The following is a 17,593-nucleotide window of genomic DNA, read 5'->3' as shown; positions in this document are numbered from 1 at the left end:
TTATGGTATTCGAATTTGATCCGGTAAAGAGCGCTGGGAATAAAGACAAGCACGGCATTGATTTTGTCGACGCGCAGGCATTGTGGCACGATAAATACGGTTTGACGGTTACCGCGAACGGTATTGGAGAAGAGCGGCTCGCGCTCATCGCTCTTCTCGGAGAGAAATTGTGGCTGGCTGTCCATACATTGCGAGGCGGCCGTATTCGCATCATTTCCGTGCGCCGTGCCCGTGAATTAGAGAGGCATCATTATGAAGACCATAAGCGTAGAAGAATTCGACAGGGTGGCCGATGATGGCGAAGACATCAGCGAATATCTCGACTGGTCGACGGCGCGGCATCTCAACATCGAACCCAAGCGCGTCAACATCGATTTTCCGACATGGGTCGTCAACGATCTCGACAACGAAGCGCGACGTCTCGGAGTGACCCGGCAGTCGCTTGTCAAATTGTGGATCGCCGAAAGACTCGAGAATGGCAGGCAAGTAAAATAACCTGCGCATCACAAGATCACTTGTCAGACCGCCAGCCGCTGTTTATACACGTCGCCATGAGCAACAGCATCGCAACCATTTTCGGCATGAGCGCGCAGATTTCTGCGAAGGCCTCGCCGTGCGGTGCACTCTCGCTTCTTAGCCTCGACCTTACACGCGGTTGCCGGGTCCAGTGAGGAGCGCCCGGCGGCCGAAAGCCCGCTGGCGCAAACGCTCCTCATCTCGAAATCTCATTTTATACTGGATTTAGGCTCTAAAGGGCCGCGCATCCGCCGATGGCTTGAAGAAGCCCGCGGACTGCGCAAGGAGGAAGCGAAATGGACGGCAAGATCACCAATATTTCCAAGGGCATGACTGACGCGAGCGTGAAGTATCGTCCTTACCCGACCATCAATATCCCCGATCGTACATGGCCGGGCAAGACCATCGACAAGGCGCCGATCTGGTGTTCGGTGGACCTGCGCGACGGCAACCAGTCGCTGGTCAACCCCATGGGGCATGACCGCAAGGCCCGCATGTTCAAGCTGCTGCTCGAAATGGGTTTCAAGGAAATCGAGATCGGTTTTCCTTCCGCCTCGCAGACGGATTTCGATTTTGCCCGCTGGTGCGTGGAAGAAGGCAATGTGCCTGACGACGTCTCCCTGCAGGTGCTGGTGCAGTGCCGCCCGGAGCTGATTACCCGCACCTTCGAGGCGCTGCGAGGCGCCAACAAGCCGATCATCCATTTCTACAATTCCACCTCGGAATTGCAGCGCCGTGTCGTGTTCGGCAAGGATGTGCACGGCATCAAGCAGATTGCCGTCGATGCCGCCAAGATGATCACCGACATGGCGGCCAAGGCCGGTGGTGGTTTCCGCTTCGAATATTCGCCTGAGAGCTTTACCGGCACCGAACTGGAAGTGGCGCTGGAAATCTGCAACGCCGTGGTCGAGGTGGTGAAGCCGACGGCGGACAACAAGCTGATCCTGAACCTGCCTTCCACCGTTGAGATGGCGACGCCGAACATCTATGCCGACCAGATCGAATGGATGTGCCGCAATATCGACAACCGCGAAAACGTCATCATCTCGCTGCATCCGCATAATGACCGCGGCACCGGCATTGCCGCGACCGAGCTGGGCCTGATGGCGGGTGCGGACCGTGTCGAAGGCACGCTGTTCGGCAATGGCGAGCGCACCGGCAATGTCGACGTCGTGACGCTGGCGCTGAACATGTATACGCAGGGCGTCGATCCGGAACTGGATTGCCGCGATATCGAGCGCATCAAGGCCGTCTACGAATATTCCAACGAGATGACGATCCCCGAGCGCCATCCTTATGTCGGCGAACTGGTATATACGGCGTTTTCCGGCTCGCATCAGGATGCGATCAACAAGGGCATGAAGGCGATCAAGGTTGCCAACCATCCCGTCTGGGAAGTGCCCTATCTGCCGATCGACCCGAAGGATGTCGGCCGTTCCTACGAGGCGATCATCCGCATCAACTCGCAGTCCGGCAAGGGCGGCATCGCTTATATTCTCCAGCAGGATTACGGCATCAACCTGCCGCGCAACCTGCAGGTGGAATTCCGCGAGGAGATCCAGCGCATCACCGATGAAGAAGGCGTCGAACTGCCGGCCAAGCGCATCTATGAACGCTTTATCGAGCGTTATGTGACGCAGCCGAATGCGCGCATCAAGTTCGTCGATCACCACACCTATCCGGCCGGCGATTTCAAGGGTGTGCGCATCGTTGCCGCCGAAATTACCGACAATGGCGAGGTGAAGCGCATCGAGGGCAAGGGCACCGGCCCGATCGACGGGTTCATCAATGCGCTGTCGGTCTATCTCGGGGTTGATCTGTCGGTGAATGATTATTCCGAGCATTCGCTGCAGCATGGCTCCAATGCTTCGGCCATCGCTTATGTCGAGATGGAGCATCCGGGCGGCAAGCTGTTCGGGGCAGGCGTCAATACGAATATCGTGGCGGCGTCGCTGGAGGCGATTGTTTCGGCGGCTAATCGGGTGCTGGAAGAGCGGGCTAAGTAAGCTTGTTTTGAGGGTGGGGCTTTACCCCCCTCTGCCCTGCCGGGCATCTCCCCCTCAAGGGGGAGATCGGCAGGAGGCGCTACTGCCACTTCATTCGCAAATGTTGAGATGGGCGAGACCCAACCACGAGTCGATCTCCCCCCTTGAGGGGGAGATGCCCGGCAGGGCAGAGGGGGTAAAGCCCACCCGCGAACCTTGATCTCGCGAACCTATTCCCTCGGCAAAGAAAACCCCAGCGGCCGCCCGTTTTCATAAAATACCCGCACATCCTCCAGCGCCACGCCCGTCCCCGTCTCATCAAGACTATGGCGCTCGCAGGTGACGTTCCAGGTGCCGGGACCACCGGAAATATGAAAGAGATTATAGGCCGCGCGCGGTTTTTCACCGCCCGGTCCCTGGCTGGCGGAGGAAATGCCGACGACCGGGATGTGGTCTTCCCCGTGATGGGTGTTCAGCCAGTACACCGTATTCAAATGGGTATGACCGTGCAGCACGAGTTCCGCGCCACCGACGCCGAGAGCGGCGGCAAAGCGACGAACGCCGAACATGCGTTTATGGGCGGCAGTGGCGCCCCGGATCGGCGGATGATGGATCATCACAACGCGAAAAAGGCCCTGTTCGCCGGCTTTTTTCAAAAGCTCCGCCGTCGCGCGCGCCTGTCGGTTGCCGAAATAGCCGGTTGCCGAAAAGGGCGGTGTGGCAATCGAGGTGGAGCAGCCGATCAGTGCGACGGGACCGCGCACGCGCATATAGGGGAAAATCTTGCGGTCGTCGTCCCATTCCGGCGGGTCGCCATCGCCACGCACATAGGGGTACCAGGCCTGCATGGCCTTGTCGTGCGCGCCGGAAACATAGGCGTCATGATTGCCGGGAACGACGGACGTCTTTTCAGGATCGCCCACTTCCTCCAGCCAGTCGGCGGCGGCGCGAATTTCAATGCCGGTCGCAAGATTGACGAGATCGCCGGTAATAGCCAGATGATCGGGCGATTTGCTCTCGAGATCGTCGAGCAGTTTTTCCAGCGTATCGGTGAAGAGATGCTTGCGGCGGTTGCGGTGCCAGTTGACGAAACCGGTGATACGCTTGGATGCAAGTTCCCGGAAAGTGAGTTTCGGCAGTGGCCCTAAATGGACGTCTGAAATATGCGCAAGTTTGAACATGGCGGCAGAGATAACCTATGATATGTCGCACGTCCAATAAAAGCCGGCCGGCGGGGGAAACCAGGGTGAATGACGAGACAACCGAGCGACAGGCCCGTCCGTTCCATATGCGTGTCTTCATCCGCTTTCTGCATTTCGTTTTCCTGCTCACGCGGGGCGCCACGCTTGGGGTGCGTGCGGCCTGTTTCGATGAAAATGGCAGGATTTTTATGGTGCGGCACACCTATCTGCCCGGCTGGTATCTGCCGGGCGGTGGCGTGGAGCGCGGCGAAACCCTGCTTGCGGCGCTGCACAAGGAAATCCGCGAGGAAGGCAATCTCGAAGCGGCTTCAAAGCCTGAGCTTTTCCACGTCTATCTCAATCTGGAAGGCAGCAATCGCGACCATGTCGCGCTTTACCGGCTTGATGTCATCCAGACCCGGCCGAAAAAGCCGGATCATGAAATTGCCGAAAGTGGTTTTTTCGACCTTTCGGCTTTGCCTGAAGGGGTGACACCCGCCACCCACCGCCGCCTTGCGGAACTTGCCGGCAAAGCGGCGGTTACCGATCACTGGTAACGGCGGCGGCTTTCCTTCAGGCAAGCGTCTCGCGGCCATGGGCCATGGTCAGGTCCAGCTCGGGTCCGACGGGCACGATGCCGGTAGGGTTGATGGTACGGTGGCTGCGGTAATAATGCTCCTTGATGTGGCGCATATCCACCGTGTCAGGAACGCCCGGCGTCTGGTAAAGGTCGCGCAGGTAACCCGTCAGGTGCGGATAGTCGTGGATGCGGCGGATATTGCATTTGAAATGACCGACATAGACAGGGTCGAACCGCACCAGCGTCGTGAACAGGCGCCAGTCCGCTTCCGTCTGCTCCGCACCGAACAGGAAGCGTCTGTCTTTCAGGCGATCTTCCAGCATATCAAGCGTTTCAAACACCTTCACGGCATTCTGCTGATAAGCATCCTGCGTGGTGGCGAAACCGGCCTTGTAGACGCCGTTATTGACGGTGTCACAGATCACGTCGTTCAGCGCATCGATCTCGGCGCGCAGCGCTGCGGGATAATAATCCGCGTTCGATCCGGTAAGGTCGTTGAAGGCAGAGTTGAACATGCGGATGATTTCCGCCGATTCATTGGAGACGATGGTGCCACGCTGTTTGTCCCAGAGCACCGGCACGGTGACGCGGCCCGAATATTTGGGGTCCGCCCGGGTGTAGACCTGCCAGAGCGTGGAAGAGCCGAACAGGTGGTCCTCCGTCGCGCCCGGGGTGCGTTCGCCCTCAGGCTTGAATTCCCAGCCATTTTCCAGCATCAGCGGATCGACAACGGAAACCGAGATCAGGTCTTCCAGCTTTTTCAGCTTGCGGAAGATCAGGGTCCGGTGCGCCCAGGGGCAGGCGAAGGAGACATAGAGGTGGTAGCGATCCTTCTCCGCCTTGAAACCGCCTTCGCCCGAAGGGCCGGGGGTGCCGTCGACCGTCACCCAGTTGCGGAATTGTGAGGCGCCGCGCTTGAAATGCCCCTTGGTTTCCTTGGTGTCGTACCAGACGTCTTTCCATACGCCTTCCACCAGCATGCCCATGACGATCTCCTTGATTGTTTCCTTGACGGCGATCCTAACCGTTCCTTGTCGTCTCGCGAACCCGCAAGGCGTTGAACAATGCGTTTCCGCTCTTGCCTGGGCTGAATGAGATGGCTTCGAGATTTGTTCTGGACGGGTGGGAATTTTCCTGATAATTGCGATTTTCACAAATCTGAGGAAATTACTGACTATGATCGAACCACGGATGCTCCGACGACGCTGACGCTCCTGAACGCCCTTACCGGCGCAGCCGTCACCTATTGTCGCACCCGCATTCTGGAAGTTTCGGTCTCTTCATGTCCAAGCACGATCTTGTCTACCTCACCGAGGACGCGTCGCACGACGCCATCATCGACGTCATCAACGAAGAAGCATTTGGTCCCGGCCGGCACACCCGTGCGGCAGCACGCATCCGTGAGCAGGGGCCGCATGACCGGTCGCTGTCCTTCGTCTGCGCCGATGACGGCGAAACCATTGCTTCGGTGCGCATGACGCCGGTTCTGGCGGGCGATGTGAAGGGCCATATGCTTGGCCCGCTTGCCGTTCGGCCCTCGCACAAGAACATGGGCATCGGCCGGGAACTCGTTCGGATCGCCATCGCGGCTGCCCGGCGGAAGGGTTCCGAAGCCGTGATCCTGATCGGCGATCCGCCCTATTACATGCCGCTCGGTTTCGAGAAGGTCGCTTATGCGGCGCTCGATTTTCCGGGACCGGTCGACCCGAACCGCGTGCTGGTGGTGCCTGTCGGTGACGATGTGCACCAGCGGCTGAAGGGCAGGATCGGCTGGCGCAAATGCGAGGCCGTGATGCCGGCCGCTGCGGCGGAAGATGAGGGTTTTGAGGAGCCGCTCAGGGTTTACGGCTGAGGGGTTATCCGAAGGGGCTTTGTGCTTTTTAGCGCGACATAAACCCCGTCATTCCGGCCTTGAGCCGGAATCCAGCCAGCCCAAGTCTTTGGGCTGAAAAGACTCTTCCCACGGCGCAGACGCGCCGTGACTGGATGCCGGATCAAGTCCGGCATGACGGAAGGGGCGTTGCGCGCTATGGCAAATATCGAGACTGCCGTGCACGTCTTTTTGTGTGGTAAAATCTTCTTCCGATGGTCTGTCTCGAAACAGCGCGTCTCCCTCCACAGAATTCAATTCCGTTTCCTCCCCTTATACGATAGCAAATCAAAGTAGATTTCTTCAAAGGGGCGGGGCATGACGGCGATTACCATGAACGATGCGCTGGAGCGCGCGGGCGCAGGCGCCTATCAGCGGCGGCTGATGGGCATTTTCGGCCTCGTCTGGGCGGCGGATGCCATGCAGGTTCTGGCGGTTGGTTTCACCGCCGCCTCGATTGCCGCAACCTTTGGCCTGACGGTGCCGCAGGCGCTGCAGACCGGAACGGCGTTCTTCTTCGGCATGTTGCTGGGGGCTGCCGGTTTTGGGCGGCTGGCGGATCGTTATGGCCGTCGCCGAGTGCTGATTGTCACCGTGGCCTGTGATGCCCTGTTCGGCGTGCTTTCGATATTTTCGCCAGATTTCACCATTCTGCTCATCCTGCGTTTTCTCACCGGTGCCGCCGTGGGCGGCACGCTGCCGGTGGATTATGCGATGATGGCCGAGTTCCTGCCTGCCAAAAATCGCGGCCGCTGGTTGGTCTTTCTGGAAGGCTTCTGGGCCGTCGGGACGCTGATCGTGGCGCTGGCGGCCTGGGGCGCCAGCCTCGCCGGCGTCGCCGATGCCTGGCGTTATATTTTTGCCGTGACGGCCTTTCCGGCCGTCCTTGGTCTTGGGCTTCGCTTTCTGGTGCCGGAATCGCCGCTTTACCTGCTGCGTAGCGGGCGATTGGAGGAAGCCAAGGCCGTCGTCAACCGTATGCTGGTGACGAATGGCCGTGCGCCGCTCGATGCCGCGACCGGACTTTTCCAGCCTGACGTGGCCAAGGGGCAGGGGATATTTTCACCGGCGCTCCGGCAGCGCAGCATGATGATCCTCACCATCTGGTTTCTCGTCTCCGTTTCCTATTACGGCGTTTTTACCTGGATGCCGGCGAAGCTGGCGGGAGACGGTTTCGGCTTTGTGCGCGGTTACGGTTTCCTCGTACTGGTGGCGCTGGCGCAGATTCCCGGTTATGCGCTTGCCGCCTATGGTGTTGAAAAATGGGGTCGCAAGCCGACGCTGATCGGTTTTTGCCTGCTCTCCGCGCTTGGATGCCTGCTTTTCACGCTCGCTTCCGGCGGCGCGATGATTGCCGCCTCGCTTCTCATCATGAGCTTTGCGCTGCTCGGCACCTGGGGCGCGCTTTATGCCTTTACGCCGGAGCTCTACCCGACGGAATCACGGGCGACCGGCATGGGGGCTGCAGGCGCCATGGCAAGGCTGGGTGGCCTGCTGGCCCCGTCTCTGCTCGGTTATGCCATTGCGCAGGGCTTTGGCGTCGCGATCGGCATATTTGCCGGGCTGCTGGTGCTGGCAGCCATCGCGGCCACGATGATCAATGCGGAAACGCGGCAGGTGGCGTTGACCTGACTGCCGCTCAGGGGTGATGGCCTGATCTGATCCACGATCAGGCCATTCTGTTCTGCGCTTACAGCGTCGTATAATTGACCGGCAGCCAGTCGTAATTGGTGCTGTCGGTGCGCACATGGCCGATGCCGGGGAAGGCGATATGCGCGCCGGCCACCAGATATCTGCCCTCCACCGCCTGTTTGAACGCCAGATCACGCGCGATGACGGCAGCCTTCTGGTCGACGTCGAACTCGATGGCCACATCAGGCTCATCGAACTGGAGGATATCGCCATGGGTGATATCGCCCCAGAAGACGATCTTCTGGCCGTCGCTTTCGACAACGATGCCGCTGTGGCCGGGCGTATGGCCAGCATAAAGGATCGAGCCGAGACCGGAGACCGGTGCGGCATTATCGCTGAAGGTCTCGAATTTACCGGCATCGATATAGGGCTGGATGCTTTCCTTGGCTTCGGCATAACCTTTCTTCAGCGCTTCAGGGGCTGCCTTGGCCTTTGCCTCGTCAAGCCAGAAGGCGGCTTCGCGCGCATTGACCCTGAGCGTCGCATTGGCAAAGACGCGTTTGCCATCTGCCGAAAGCCCGCCGGAATGGTCCGTGTGGATATGGGTGAGGATAATGTCGTCTATCTCGTCGGCCTTGTAACCGGAGGCCTCGATATTGGCGACGAGCCTGCCGAGGCTTGGGCCGAGATAGGTGCCGGTGCCCGCATCGATCAGGACCAACCTGTCTCCTGTGTTGACGAGAAACGCATTGACCGACGTCGGTGTCTCTTCCGGCAGGAACGCATCCCTTAGCACCTTGGCCGCATGTTCCGGCGTCGTGTTGGTGTAGATTTTGGCGAGCGGCAGCGCGATGACGCCGTCCGAAAGGGCGGTGACTTCCACCTTGCCGACCATCAGCCGATAAAAGCCGGGTGCCTGAGTGGCGGCCAAGGGTGCCTTGGCGAATGCGGCGGCGGGGGCAACGAAAGGGGCGGCGAAGATGGCACTGGCAGCGCCTTTGAGAAGTGAGCGGCGTGATGGCATTGGGAGCTCCTGGGTTGAGGGAATGTCTTGAAACTTTCCGCACTCCAGCTAAGTGTAGGCAGGTCAGCAATCAAATCGATGTGACTTATGCAAACTATCGATCATTTCAATCTCCGTTCCTTCGACCTCAATCTTCTCATCGCTTTCGATGCGATGATGGAGGAAATGAATGTCACGCGCGCCGCGCGGCGGCTGAAAATCCAGCAGCCGGCCATGAGCCACAACATCTCCACCCTGCGGACGCTGTTTCAGGATGAGCTTTTCATCCGCGTGGGACAGGAGATGAAACCGACAGCGCGGGCGCTCAATCTGGCCGGCCCGGTGCGGCAGGCGCTCCGGCAGGCGCAGGCGGCGGTGATGACTGCGGATGTTTTCGATCCGGCAACGGAGCGACGCACCTTCCGGCTAGGCATGTCGAGCGAGGTGGAATTGTTGCTGCTGCCGGATCTGACGGCGCGGCTGCGCGAGATCGCCCCGGGAATCCGCATTCTCGCCCGCAGCGGGCAGGAGCAGGAAATCACGGCGATGCTGGATACGGGTGTGATCGACATGGCGGTGGGATGCACCTATTCGAAAGAGCAGCGTCACCATTGCGAGCCGCTCTATTCCTCCAGCGTGCTTTGCTGTTTCAACCCGGCCCTGCTCGATCTGCCCAATCCCGTGGGACTGGACGCCTATATGGAGGCCAAACACGCGGTTATCTCGCAGACGGACAGCCTGCATGGCTGCATCAAGGATGCGCTGGAACTGAGCGGATTGGAAATCGATGTGGTCGCAGCCGCACCTGATTTCCTCTCGGTTCTGGCCACGGCGCGATCTTCGGCGGTGCTGGCCACCGTGTCCTCGCGCATCGCGCTGCGTTATGCGCCGATGCTCGGATTGGAGATAAGCCCGGTGCCCGTAACGCTCAATTTCCCGCCCGTTGCCATGGTCTGGACATTGCAGACCGACGCGGATGCCGGAGCCGTGTGGCTTCGCCAGCAAATCCGCGAGGCCATGGTTCGCAATGTGGATGGTGGGGTCTCGGGGATCGCCGCCTAGAGCATGTCTCCCAAAACTGTGCAGCGGTTTTGGGAGACATGCACAAAAACAAAGAGATAAAGCGCGTCGCATTTAATCTGCTTCCACAGTACGCGACACTTGAAATCATCGACGGCGCTGGGTGTCGTTATACCCCCCTCTGTCCTGCCGGACATCTCCCCCTCAAGGGGGGAGATCGGCAAGAGGCTTTCTCGCCGCTTCATTCTCGACCGTCGAGAGGTGCGAGACATCGCCACGGAACAATCTCCCCCCTTGAGGGGGAGATGTCCGGCAGGACAGAGGGGGGTATAACGACACCCAGCGCCATCGATGATTTTCAACAGCCTGCTAGAAGCGTTTCTCGAGCCAGGTGATCGATTGGCCGCTGGAAAGGGGGCCGAGCGAGCCGATCCTGGTGAAGCCGTAGCGTTCGTAGGTTCTCAGGGCATCCGGGTTCATCGTGTCGATATAGGCCCCCATGCAGCCGCGCTTTCTGGCTTCCTCCTCCGCCATTGCAAGCAGCTTCGCAGCTGTGCCCTGACCGCGCATGGTTTCCGGCACGAAGAGAAGCTGCACATAAAGCCAGCCGCGGCCGGTATACCCCACCAGACCGCCGGTGACGGTATTGTCGTCATCGCGGATGGTGATGGTGAGGTCGCGTTTGTCGCTTTCGCCGAAACGGGCGAGATTATAGGCCACCAGCGGATCGCGGATGGCCTTTTCGGCCTCTGCATCCGCGACGTCGCTCAAAACGAAATTCATGTTCATCTTCCCAGGCCGCCGGGCGGCGGCCGCTTCCCGTTTTCCGTTCCGAGACGTGAAGCGCCTTAAGCTCTTCGCTGGAAACGCCCTTACCGCCCTTCACGCCACCAGAGCGCGGAGAAGGCAAGCAGCAGGGCGGCAAGCCCGGCAAAACCGGCAAACAGCGGCAGGGTGTTGACACCTTTCAGCACTGTCTCGTCGGTCAGACGTATCAGCATGCGATCTTCGTCGGCAACCCTGATGTCACCCCGCACCGGCAATATATCGGGCAGCGCGATGCGGCCGGAATTATCGGCGACACGGTGCACGCTGCCCCTGGTGGCGTCGGCCAGCGGTTTCAGCGTTTCGGTGGTCGAAATCATCGCCTTGAATTCCGGCGCATCCACCGCGCCGACATGGACGAGGGTGGTGAAATCGCCGTTTTTGATCTCGAACAGGCCGGTTTCGTCCATACGGCGCTCGATCCTGTAAAGACCGGGCTCGGTGCTGGTGAAGGCCATGTTCTCGGTCTTGCCGGAAGGGAAGCGCACGTTTGCCTGACCGGGATCGTCGCCGATGGTCTGGCGGGTGATTTGCAATGTGCGGCCATTGGCCCGCGCCGTCAGCGCTTCTTCTTCAAGCTCCGGCTCTTTCATCAGCCAGTGGGCGATGCGGCGGTAAAGCGCCACATGCGGGCCACCGCCTTCATAACCGCGAGCCCAGAGCCAGCCCTGATCGGACAGCAGCATGGCCACACGGCCTTCGCCCTGACGGTTCAGCACCAGCAGCGGGTCTTGCCCATCGCCCAGCATCACGGTCTGGCCCTGCGGCGGGTCGACGCTGATGGTGCGGAACCAGCGGCCCCATTGCGGCGGCTCAACGCCAGATCCATCCAGCCCGCGGGTGACGGGGTGTTTTTTGCCCGCTTCCGAAAGGCGCGGGTAGAAAGCGGCTTGATGCACCTGACCGGTCGGCTGGGCCGGCAGCACGGAGGCAAGCGGCGTCATGGCGATCGAATCCTGACCGGCATGTTCCGGCCCGGCGGCGATCAAGAGCGCGCCGCCCTTTTCGACATATTGGGCGATGTAATCGTAATAGAGGATCGGCAGCACGCCGCGATGCTGGTAGCGGTCGAAGATGATGAGGTCGAAATCCTCGATCTTTTCGACGAACAATTCGCGGGTGGGGAAGGCGATCAGCGAGAGTTCGTTGATCGGCGTGCCGTCCTGTTTTTCCGGTGGGCGCAGAATGGTGAAATGCACCAGATCGACCGAGGCGTCGGATTTCAGGAGGTTACGCCACGCCCGTTCGCCGGCATGCGGCTCGCCGGAGACCAGCAGCACGCGCAGGTTCTGGCGGATGCCTTCGATCAGGTGAACGGCGCGGTTGTTGGCCGCCGTCACTTCGCCGGGAAGCTCGGCGACGGAAAATTCCATGACATTGTTGCCGCCACGCGGAACCTTGAAACTGAACGGCGTCGGCTGGCCGGGGGTGGCCTGCAGCGTGGCGATTTCTTCGCCATTCATCTTCACCGTCACTTCCGCCGCACCGCCGCCTGCGGGGCGACCGTCGTCAAAGACGCGCAGCGTCAGCTGCTGTTCCTCGTTGACGATGCCGAAGCGTGGGGCGCGGACGATCTCGATACGGCGGTCGAATTCATCGGCCTTGCCGGTGATCAGCCCATGCACGGGCGCGCGGAAGCCCAGCGCCTGTTCGGCATTGGGCAGGGCATTCGGGATATCGTGGATCTGGCCGTCGCTGAGGAAGATCGCGCCGCCGACGCGTGACGGCGAGACATCGGAAACGGCCGAGGAGAGCGCCGAGAAAAGCTGGGTCGAGGGCGAATCACTCTCGCCATCGTCGCGTACCTCCACAATGCGCGGTTCGATACGCGGGAAGCGCGACAGCCGGTCTTTCAGCGTCTCCAGTGCGGTATCGGTCATTTGTGGCCGGTCCTGCACGTCCTGGCTCTGTGAACGGTCGACGATTACGGGCACGATGGTGGAGAGCGGCTCACGTTCCTCCTGCGTCAGAAGCGGATTGGCAATGGCCGCAAGCAGAGCGGCGAGCGCCAGCCCGCGCAGCCATGCGCCGCGCACGCCGCGCCACAGGCCGATGAAGGAGAGCGCGAGGGCGGCGACGGCCAGAATGGCGATCACGATCCACGGCAGGAAGGGGGCGAAGGTCAATGTCATGTCACTGCCCCAACCGTTCGAGAAGTGCGGGAACGTGGACCTGATCGGCCTTGTAGTTGCCGGTCAACATATACATCATGATGTTGACGCCGGAGCGGAAGGCATGTTCGCGCTGCATCTCGTCCGGCGGCACGGTTGGCAGAACCGGTGCGCCCTGCGGATCGACGGCCCAGGCGCCGGCGAAATCATTGCCCGTTATCATGATCGGCGTCACGCCATCGCCGGAGGAGGAGAGGCCCGAGGTGGTCTTCGCCGCGCCCTGACGGGATTCCACCCAGAGCGGCGAACCATTGTAACGGCCGGGGAAATTGGTGAGCAGGTAGAAGGAGCGCGTCAGCACGTGGTCTTCCGGCACGGGCTCCAGCGGCGGAATATCGATATTGGCGAGGATCGCCTGCAAACGCTCGCCATTAGCGCTGGTCGTGCCGGTGTCGAGCGACGTGAACTGGTCGCGTGTATCAAACAAAACCGTGCCGCCGGCGCGCATATAGGCGTCGATGCGCGATATGGCGGCGCTGGACGGCATGGGTGCCGTGGCGGAAACCGGCCAGTAAATGATGGGATAGAAGGACAATTCATCCTTGGAGATGTCGAGGCCAACCGGCTGACCGGGCTCCAGCGTCGTGCGCCAGGTCAGGAATTCGCTGAGACCTTGGAGACCCTGCTCGGAAATGCGGTCGACATCGTCTTCGCCGGTGCGGACATAAGCGAGATGTGTCGTATCCAGCCGCTCGAAAATCTGCTCGTCGCCGGGTTTCGGATCGTCGGCGCGGGCATCCGTTGGCGACATGGCGGCAAAGGCGCCCAGGGCCAATAGAATGGTAGCGGCGGTGGCGCTGCGGGCTTTCGGCAGGCGCGCGAAGGCGCCGTTCATGAAGAGCACGATCAGGCTGTCGGCAATCAGCATCAGGAAGGCGGCGATGAACAGGGCCGGGCGCAGCGATTTGGCGGTTTCGCCGATCAGCGCTTCGCTGGTGGTGCTGACACCGGCGGCGGATGTGTCGAGCGGGCGCAGCGTCGCACCTGCCGGCAGGAGGTTGAGAGCCACGAAACCATCCTCTGTGCCGTAAAGGCCGGGGGGATTGTCGAAACCGGTGCGGGGCGGCTGGCCGGCGCGCATTTCCAGCGGTCGGGCAGTGCCGATTTCGGCGGACAGTGCGCCTTCAGCCGTCAAGAGGCGGAACGGGGGCAGGGCGGCGGCCGGGGCATTGGCGTTGGCAGAAGCGCCGCCCGCCTTCGACAATTGCACGATACGGCGCAGCATATCGACGAAATGGCCCGAGATCGGCAGGTCGGACCAGCTCGCTTCAGCGCTGACATGGAAGAGCACGATGCGGCCAGCATCGACAGTGCGGGTTGTAACGAGCGGCGTGCCATCGGCAAGGCTTGCCCATGTGCGTTCCGCCAGGTCAGGTGTCGGTTCGGCCAGAACCTGGCGTTTGACGAGAATGCCATCCGCCTTCGGCATGCCGGCGAAAGCGCCGAAATTCGGGAAATCGGCAAGCGGCTGCGGCTCGGCCCAGGAGAGCGCGCCACCAAGCGCACGTTCGCCCTGCCTGAGCGTCACCGGCACCAGAGGATCGTCTGCCGGGGCTGCGGCAAGACGCGGCCCTGCGAAACGGATGAGCGTGCCGCCGCCGGCGAGCCAACGCTGCATCGGCTCATAGGTTTCCTGCGGCAGGCGGCCAATATCGGCCATGACGATGACGGAGGGGTTGGATTGCAGGATTTCCGGGATCGCCTGCGCCAGATCGGCCTGCCGCTGCGGAATGAGATCGGCGAAAGGCTGAAGTGCGCGGCTGATGTAATAAAGCGGTTGTAGCAGCGGCTGGAAATCATTGCCGGTTTCACCGGCCAGCAGCGCCACGCGACGGCGGCGGAAGCCGTCGTCGAGAAGATGCACCGCACCCGCCGTAGACACGCCTTCGAGGGACAGGCGGGCAAAATCGTTGCGCAGTTCGAAGGGGGCTTCCACCGTTGCCGTGGTTTCGGCCGCGCCGGGCGCGAAGTTCGCGATACCATTGGCGAGGATGCGGCCCTGGCTGTCTTGCGCATTGACGGTCAGCCGGGCGGCTTCGGCCGTGTCGAGCCGCGAAAGTGTGACGCTCATGGCATCGGCATTGTTGGTGGCGCTGGTGATGGCGGCGATGGCCTTGCCGTCGCCCTTCACGATGCGGAATTCGGCGGGTGAGAGGCTGGCAAGCGTTCTCATCGCGTTTTCATCCTGCGCGGTCTGAACACCATCGGCAATATAAGCGAGCGTGCCGGGGGTCGTGCCGTTCAGCGCCTCGGTGATGGCTTCGGCCGTGCGCACGCGGTCCGGTATCAGCGGTTTCGGCTTGGCGGCGGCAAGCTTGTCCAGCGCCACGGCCGTCGTTCCCGAGACGGCATCATGTTCGGCATCGGCGGTGAAGCTGATGGAGACGGGGCGGTCGGCCCGCTCCGCATCGCCGATCAGGGCCTGAGCGGTGGCCACGCGCCTTTCCCAGTCGGGTGCGGAGGCCCAGCCATTATCGACCAACAGCACCAGCGGGCCGCTGCCGGCAATGCTGTTGTTGCGCGGGTTCACCACCGGATCGGCCAGCGCGAAAATCACGGCGGCGGCAAGCGCCATGCGCAAAAGGGTCAGCCACCACGGGCTTTTCGATGGCGTTTCCTCGCGCTTCAGCACCGTTGCCAATATCTTCAGTGGCGGAAACACTTCCGCCTTGGGGCGCGGCGGGGTGAGCCGCAGCAGCCACCAGATGGCGGGCAGCGCCAAGAGGCCGAAGAGGATGTAAGGGCTGGTGAAGACGAAAGGCAATGCGCTCATCTGTGCCCACCGCCTTGCGCTGGCGCGCCGGAAAGATACATGTGAACGGCCACAAGCGCCTCGGAAGCAAGATGATCGGTGCGGTGGAAGACGAAGTTCCAGCCGAGACGGCGCAGCGATGAGGACAGCGCCTCGCGCCTTGCGAGATAGGCGCGAGTGTAATCCTCACGAATGGTCTCGGCGCGGCCGGACACCAGTTTTTCGCCGGTTTCCGGATCGGTGAATTCCGTGCGGCCGGAATAGGGGAAGGTTTCCTCGGCCGGATCGGCGATTTCCACCACATGGCCGCGCAGGCCGCGCCGGGCGAGCGGCGAAATCCGCTCCATCACGTTTTTCGCATCATCGAGAAAATCGCCGATGAGGACGATATCGCTCGCGCCGCGGATCATGCCCGTTTCCGGCATGCCTGTGGTGAGCGGCGCATGCATGATGGCGGCGGCCAGCCGTTCGGCGGCGTTTCTGGCCGAGACCGGCTCCATGATGCCGGGGCAGCCGATGCGCTCGCCCGAGCGCGCCAGGATTTCCGCCAGCGCCAGCATAAGCACCAATGCGCGGCTTTCCTTGGAAACGGAGCCGAGGGTGGATTTGAACATCATCGATGGCGACATGTCGGCCCAGAGCCAGATGGTGTGGGCGGCTTCCCATTCCCGGTCGCGCACATAGGTATGGTCGTCGCGGGCCGAGCGGCGCCAGTCGATGCGCGACAGGCTTTCGCCTTCGGCATAGGGGCGGAACTGCCAGAAATTTTCGCCGATGCCGCGCTTGCGGCGGCCGTGCCAGCCGGCGGTGACGGTGTTGGCGATGCGCTTTGCCTCGACCATGCAGTCCGGCACCAGTGCGGCACGCTGGCGCGCGCGCGCCAGAACTTCGCTACCCGGCGTCTTGTCTACGATCTGGCCGATGGATGCCACAGGCACTCCTTTCGCGAAAGGTTAGGCACGCGTCTTTTTAGTTCTTCGCCTGCTCCACGAGGGCTGCGATGACATCGCGCACCGACATGCCTTCGGCGCGGGCCGCAAAGGTCAGCGCCATGCGGTGTTCCAGCACCGGTTCGGCCAGTGCATGGACATCGTCCAGCGACGGGGCGAGCCGGCCTTCGTAGAGCGCACGGGCACGAGCCGTCAGCATCAGCGACTGGCCGGCGCGCGGACCCGGTCCCCAGACAACGTGCTTGTCGGTCAATTTGTTGCCATGGCCGGGGCGGGCGGAGCGGACGAGCGAGAGGATCGCATCCACGACCTTGTCGCTGACCGGCATCTGGCGGATGAGGGCCTGGATTTCCATCAGGCGCCCGGCATCGATCACGCCGCGCGCTTCGCCGGAGGCGGTGCCCGTCGTATCGAGAAGAATCTGGCGTTCGGCGGCAAGTTCGGGATAACCGACATCGACCTGCAGCAGGAAGCGGTCGAGCTGGGCTTCGGGCAGCGGATAGGTGCCTTCCTGTTCCAGCGGGTTCTGGGTGGCGAGAACATGGAACGGCTTCGGCAGTTCATAGGTCTGGCCGGCCATGGTGATGTGATATTCCTGCATGGCCTGCAAAAGGGCGGACTGCGTGCGCGGGCTGGCACGGTTGATTTCATCGGCCATCAGCAGCTGGCCGAAAATCGGACCCTTGATGAAACGGAAGGAACGGCGGCCGTTCTCGTCCTGATCCATGACTTCGGAACCGAGAATATCCGACGGCATCAGGTCCGGTGTGAACTGGATGCGGTTGGCATCCAGGCCAAGCACGGTGCCGAGCGTGGTAACGAGCTTGGTCTTGGCGAGGCCGGGAACGCCGACGAGCAGCGCATGGCCACCGGAGAGGATGGCGAGAAGCGTGTTCTGCACCACTTTTTCCTGGCCGAAAATGACCTTGGAGACTTCCGTGCGGATGGCCGCGATGTCGGAAAGCGCCTTTTCGGCCGCGGCGACGATGGCCTTTTCATCGAGGGTTTCACCGGTATTCATCACGCCCATGTCGCTCTCCTCATACCTTCGCCGCTGTCACAGTCGCATCCCGGTGTTGCTGGCAGTTGGCCGGGACGGATTTTGCGC

The 17,593-nt window shown here is 61.5% G+C and carries 16 protein-coding genes; 7 read left to right on the top strand and 9 right to left on the bottom strand.

Annotated features, from left to right (window positions below; all coding sequences use genetic code 11):
* Positions 1-2 precede the first annotated feature (2 nt).
* The 3 genes from CFBP6623_RS10350 to leuA all read left to right on the top strand — a co-directional run bounded on the left by CFBP6623_RS10350 (position 3) and on the right by leuA (position 2,522).
* Positions 3-296 carry a BrnT family toxin gene (locus CFBP6623_RS10350; RefSeq protein ID WP_080841934.1) on the top strand — a complete coding sequence of 98 codons (294 nt, stop codon included), beginning with the start codon at positions 3-5 and terminating at the stop codon, positions 294-296.
* Complete coding sequence (brnA, locus tag CFBP6623_RS10345; protein ID WP_046797926.1) at positions 253-495, top strand: type II toxin-antitoxin system BrnA family antitoxin; 243 nt, start codon at positions 253-255, stop codon at positions 493-495. The genes CFBP6623_RS10350 and brnA overlap by 44 nt, the downstream gene beginning before the upstream one ends.
* A 317-nt stretch (positions 496-812) precedes the next feature.
* Positions 813-2,522: a 2-isopropylmalate synthase gene (gene leuA, locus CFBP6623_RS10340; RefSeq protein WP_046797927.1), complete on the top strand. Its 1,710-nt coding sequence runs from the start codon at positions 813-815 to the stop codon at positions 2,520-2,522.
* Between the two features lie 209 nt (positions 2,523-2,731).
* Here the strand turns inward: leuA and CFBP6623_RS10330 are convergent, their stop codons facing one another.
* Entirely contained in the window at positions 2,732-3,682 is a 951-nt protein-coding gene (locus CFBP6623_RS10330; protein WP_046797928.1) for a metallophosphoesterase family protein, read from the bottom strand.
* Between the two features lie 65 nt (positions 3,683-3,747).
* Here CFBP6623_RS10330 and CFBP6623_RS10325 point away from each other — a divergent pair, with 65 nt between their 5' ends.
* Positions 3,748-4,239, top strand: coding sequence for an NUDIX domain-containing protein (locus tag CFBP6623_RS10325; RefSeq protein ID WP_046797929.1), 492 nt, complete (start codon positions 3,748-3,750; stop codon positions 4,237-4,239).
* Between the two features lie 16 nt (positions 4,240-4,255).
* Here the strand turns inward: CFBP6623_RS10325 and CFBP6623_RS10320 are convergent, their stop codons facing one another.
* Entirely contained in the window at positions 4,256-5,248 is a 993-nt protein-coding gene (locus CFBP6623_RS10320; protein WP_080841935.1) for a glutathione S-transferase family protein, read from the bottom strand.
* A gap of 296 nt (positions 5,249-5,544) precedes the next feature.
* Between CFBP6623_RS10320 and CFBP6623_RS10315 the strand changes: the two genes are divergently transcribed.
* Positions 5,545-6,114 carry a GNAT family N-acetyltransferase gene (locus tag CFBP6623_RS10315; protein ID WP_046797931.1) on the top strand — a complete coding sequence of 190 codons (570 nt, stop codon included), beginning with the start codon at positions 5,545-5,547 and terminating at the stop codon, positions 6,112-6,114.
* 48 nt (positions 6,115-6,162) lie between these two features.
* Here CFBP6623_RS10315 and CFBP6623_RS10310 read toward each other — a convergent pair whose 3' ends face one another.
* On the bottom strand, positions 6,163-6,390 hold the full coding sequence (locus CFBP6623_RS10310; protein ID WP_137002523.1) for a hypothetical protein: 228 nt from the start codon (positions 6,388-6,390) through the stop codon (positions 6,163-6,165).
* 60 nt (positions 6,391-6,450) lie between these two features.
* Here CFBP6623_RS10310 and CFBP6623_RS10305 point away from each other — a divergent pair, with 60 nt between their 5' ends.
* The gene (locus CFBP6623_RS10305; RefSeq protein WP_046797932.1) at positions 6,451-7,764 is read left to right on the top strand and encodes an MFS transporter; all 1,314 of its coding nucleotides are present in this window, start codon (positions 6,451-6,453) and stop codon (positions 7,762-7,764) included.
* Between the two features lie 58 nt (positions 7,765-7,822).
* Here the strand turns inward: CFBP6623_RS10305 and CFBP6623_RS10300 are convergent, their stop codons facing one another.
* Entirely contained in the window at positions 7,823-8,788 is a 966-nt protein-coding gene (locus CFBP6623_RS10300; RefSeq protein ID WP_046797933.1) for an MBL fold metallo-hydrolase, read from the bottom strand.
* A gap of 87 nt (positions 8,789-8,875) precedes the next feature.
* On the opposite strand from CFBP6623_RS10300, the gene CFBP6623_RS10295 reads away from it, so the two are divergent.
* Positions 8,876-9,829, top strand: a complete 954-nt coding sequence (locus CFBP6623_RS10295) for a LysR substrate-binding domain-containing protein (protein WP_046797934.1) — start codon at positions 8,876-8,878, stop codon at positions 9,827-9,829.
* Between the two features lie 327 nt (positions 9,830-10,156).
* Here CFBP6623_RS10295 and CFBP6623_RS10285 read toward each other — a convergent pair whose 3' ends face one another.
* The 5 genes from CFBP6623_RS10285 to CFBP6623_RS10265 form a co-directional block, all read right to left on the bottom strand.
* Entirely contained in the window at positions 10,157-10,570 is a 414-nt protein-coding gene (locus CFBP6623_RS10285; protein ID WP_046798411.1) for a GNAT family N-acetyltransferase, read from the bottom strand.
* An 89-nt stretch (positions 10,571-10,659) separates the two neighbouring features.
* Positions 10,660-12,744 carry a membrane protein gene (locus CFBP6623_RS10280; protein ID WP_046797935.1) on the bottom strand — a complete coding sequence of 695 codons (2,085 nt, stop codon included), beginning with the start codon at positions 12,742-12,744 and terminating at the stop codon, positions 10,660-10,662.
* Position 12,745: 1 nt separating this feature from the next.
* Positions 12,746-15,556 carry a DUF4159 domain-containing protein gene (locus CFBP6623_RS10275; protein ID WP_046797936.1) on the bottom strand — a complete coding sequence of 937 codons (2,811 nt, stop codon included), beginning with the start codon at positions 15,554-15,556 and terminating at the stop codon, positions 12,746-12,748.
* A complete protein-coding gene (locus CFBP6623_RS10270; protein ID WP_004430192.1) occupies positions 15,553-16,467 on the bottom strand; it encodes a DUF58 domain-containing protein in 915 nt (304 codons plus the stop codon). Before CFBP6623_RS10270 ends, CFBP6623_RS10275 begins: the two co-directional genes overlap by 4 nt.
* A 37-nt stretch (positions 16,468-16,504) precedes the next feature.
* Positions 16,505-17,515, bottom strand: a complete 1,011-nt coding sequence (locus CFBP6623_RS10265) for an AAA family ATPase (RefSeq protein WP_003523087.1) — start codon at positions 17,513-17,515, stop codon at positions 16,505-16,507.
* Positions 17,516-17,593: the final 78 nt, after the last annotated feature.

The sequence above is a fragment of the Agrobacterium tumefaciens genome (assembly GCF_005221385.1).
Taxonomy (GTDB): Bacteria; Pseudomonadota; Alphaproteobacteria; order Rhizobiales; family Rhizobiaceae; genus Agrobacterium; species Agrobacterium tomkonis.
The sequence above is the reverse complement of the archived record's forward strand: the minus strand, read 5'-3'. Positions and strand labels throughout refer to the sequence as shown.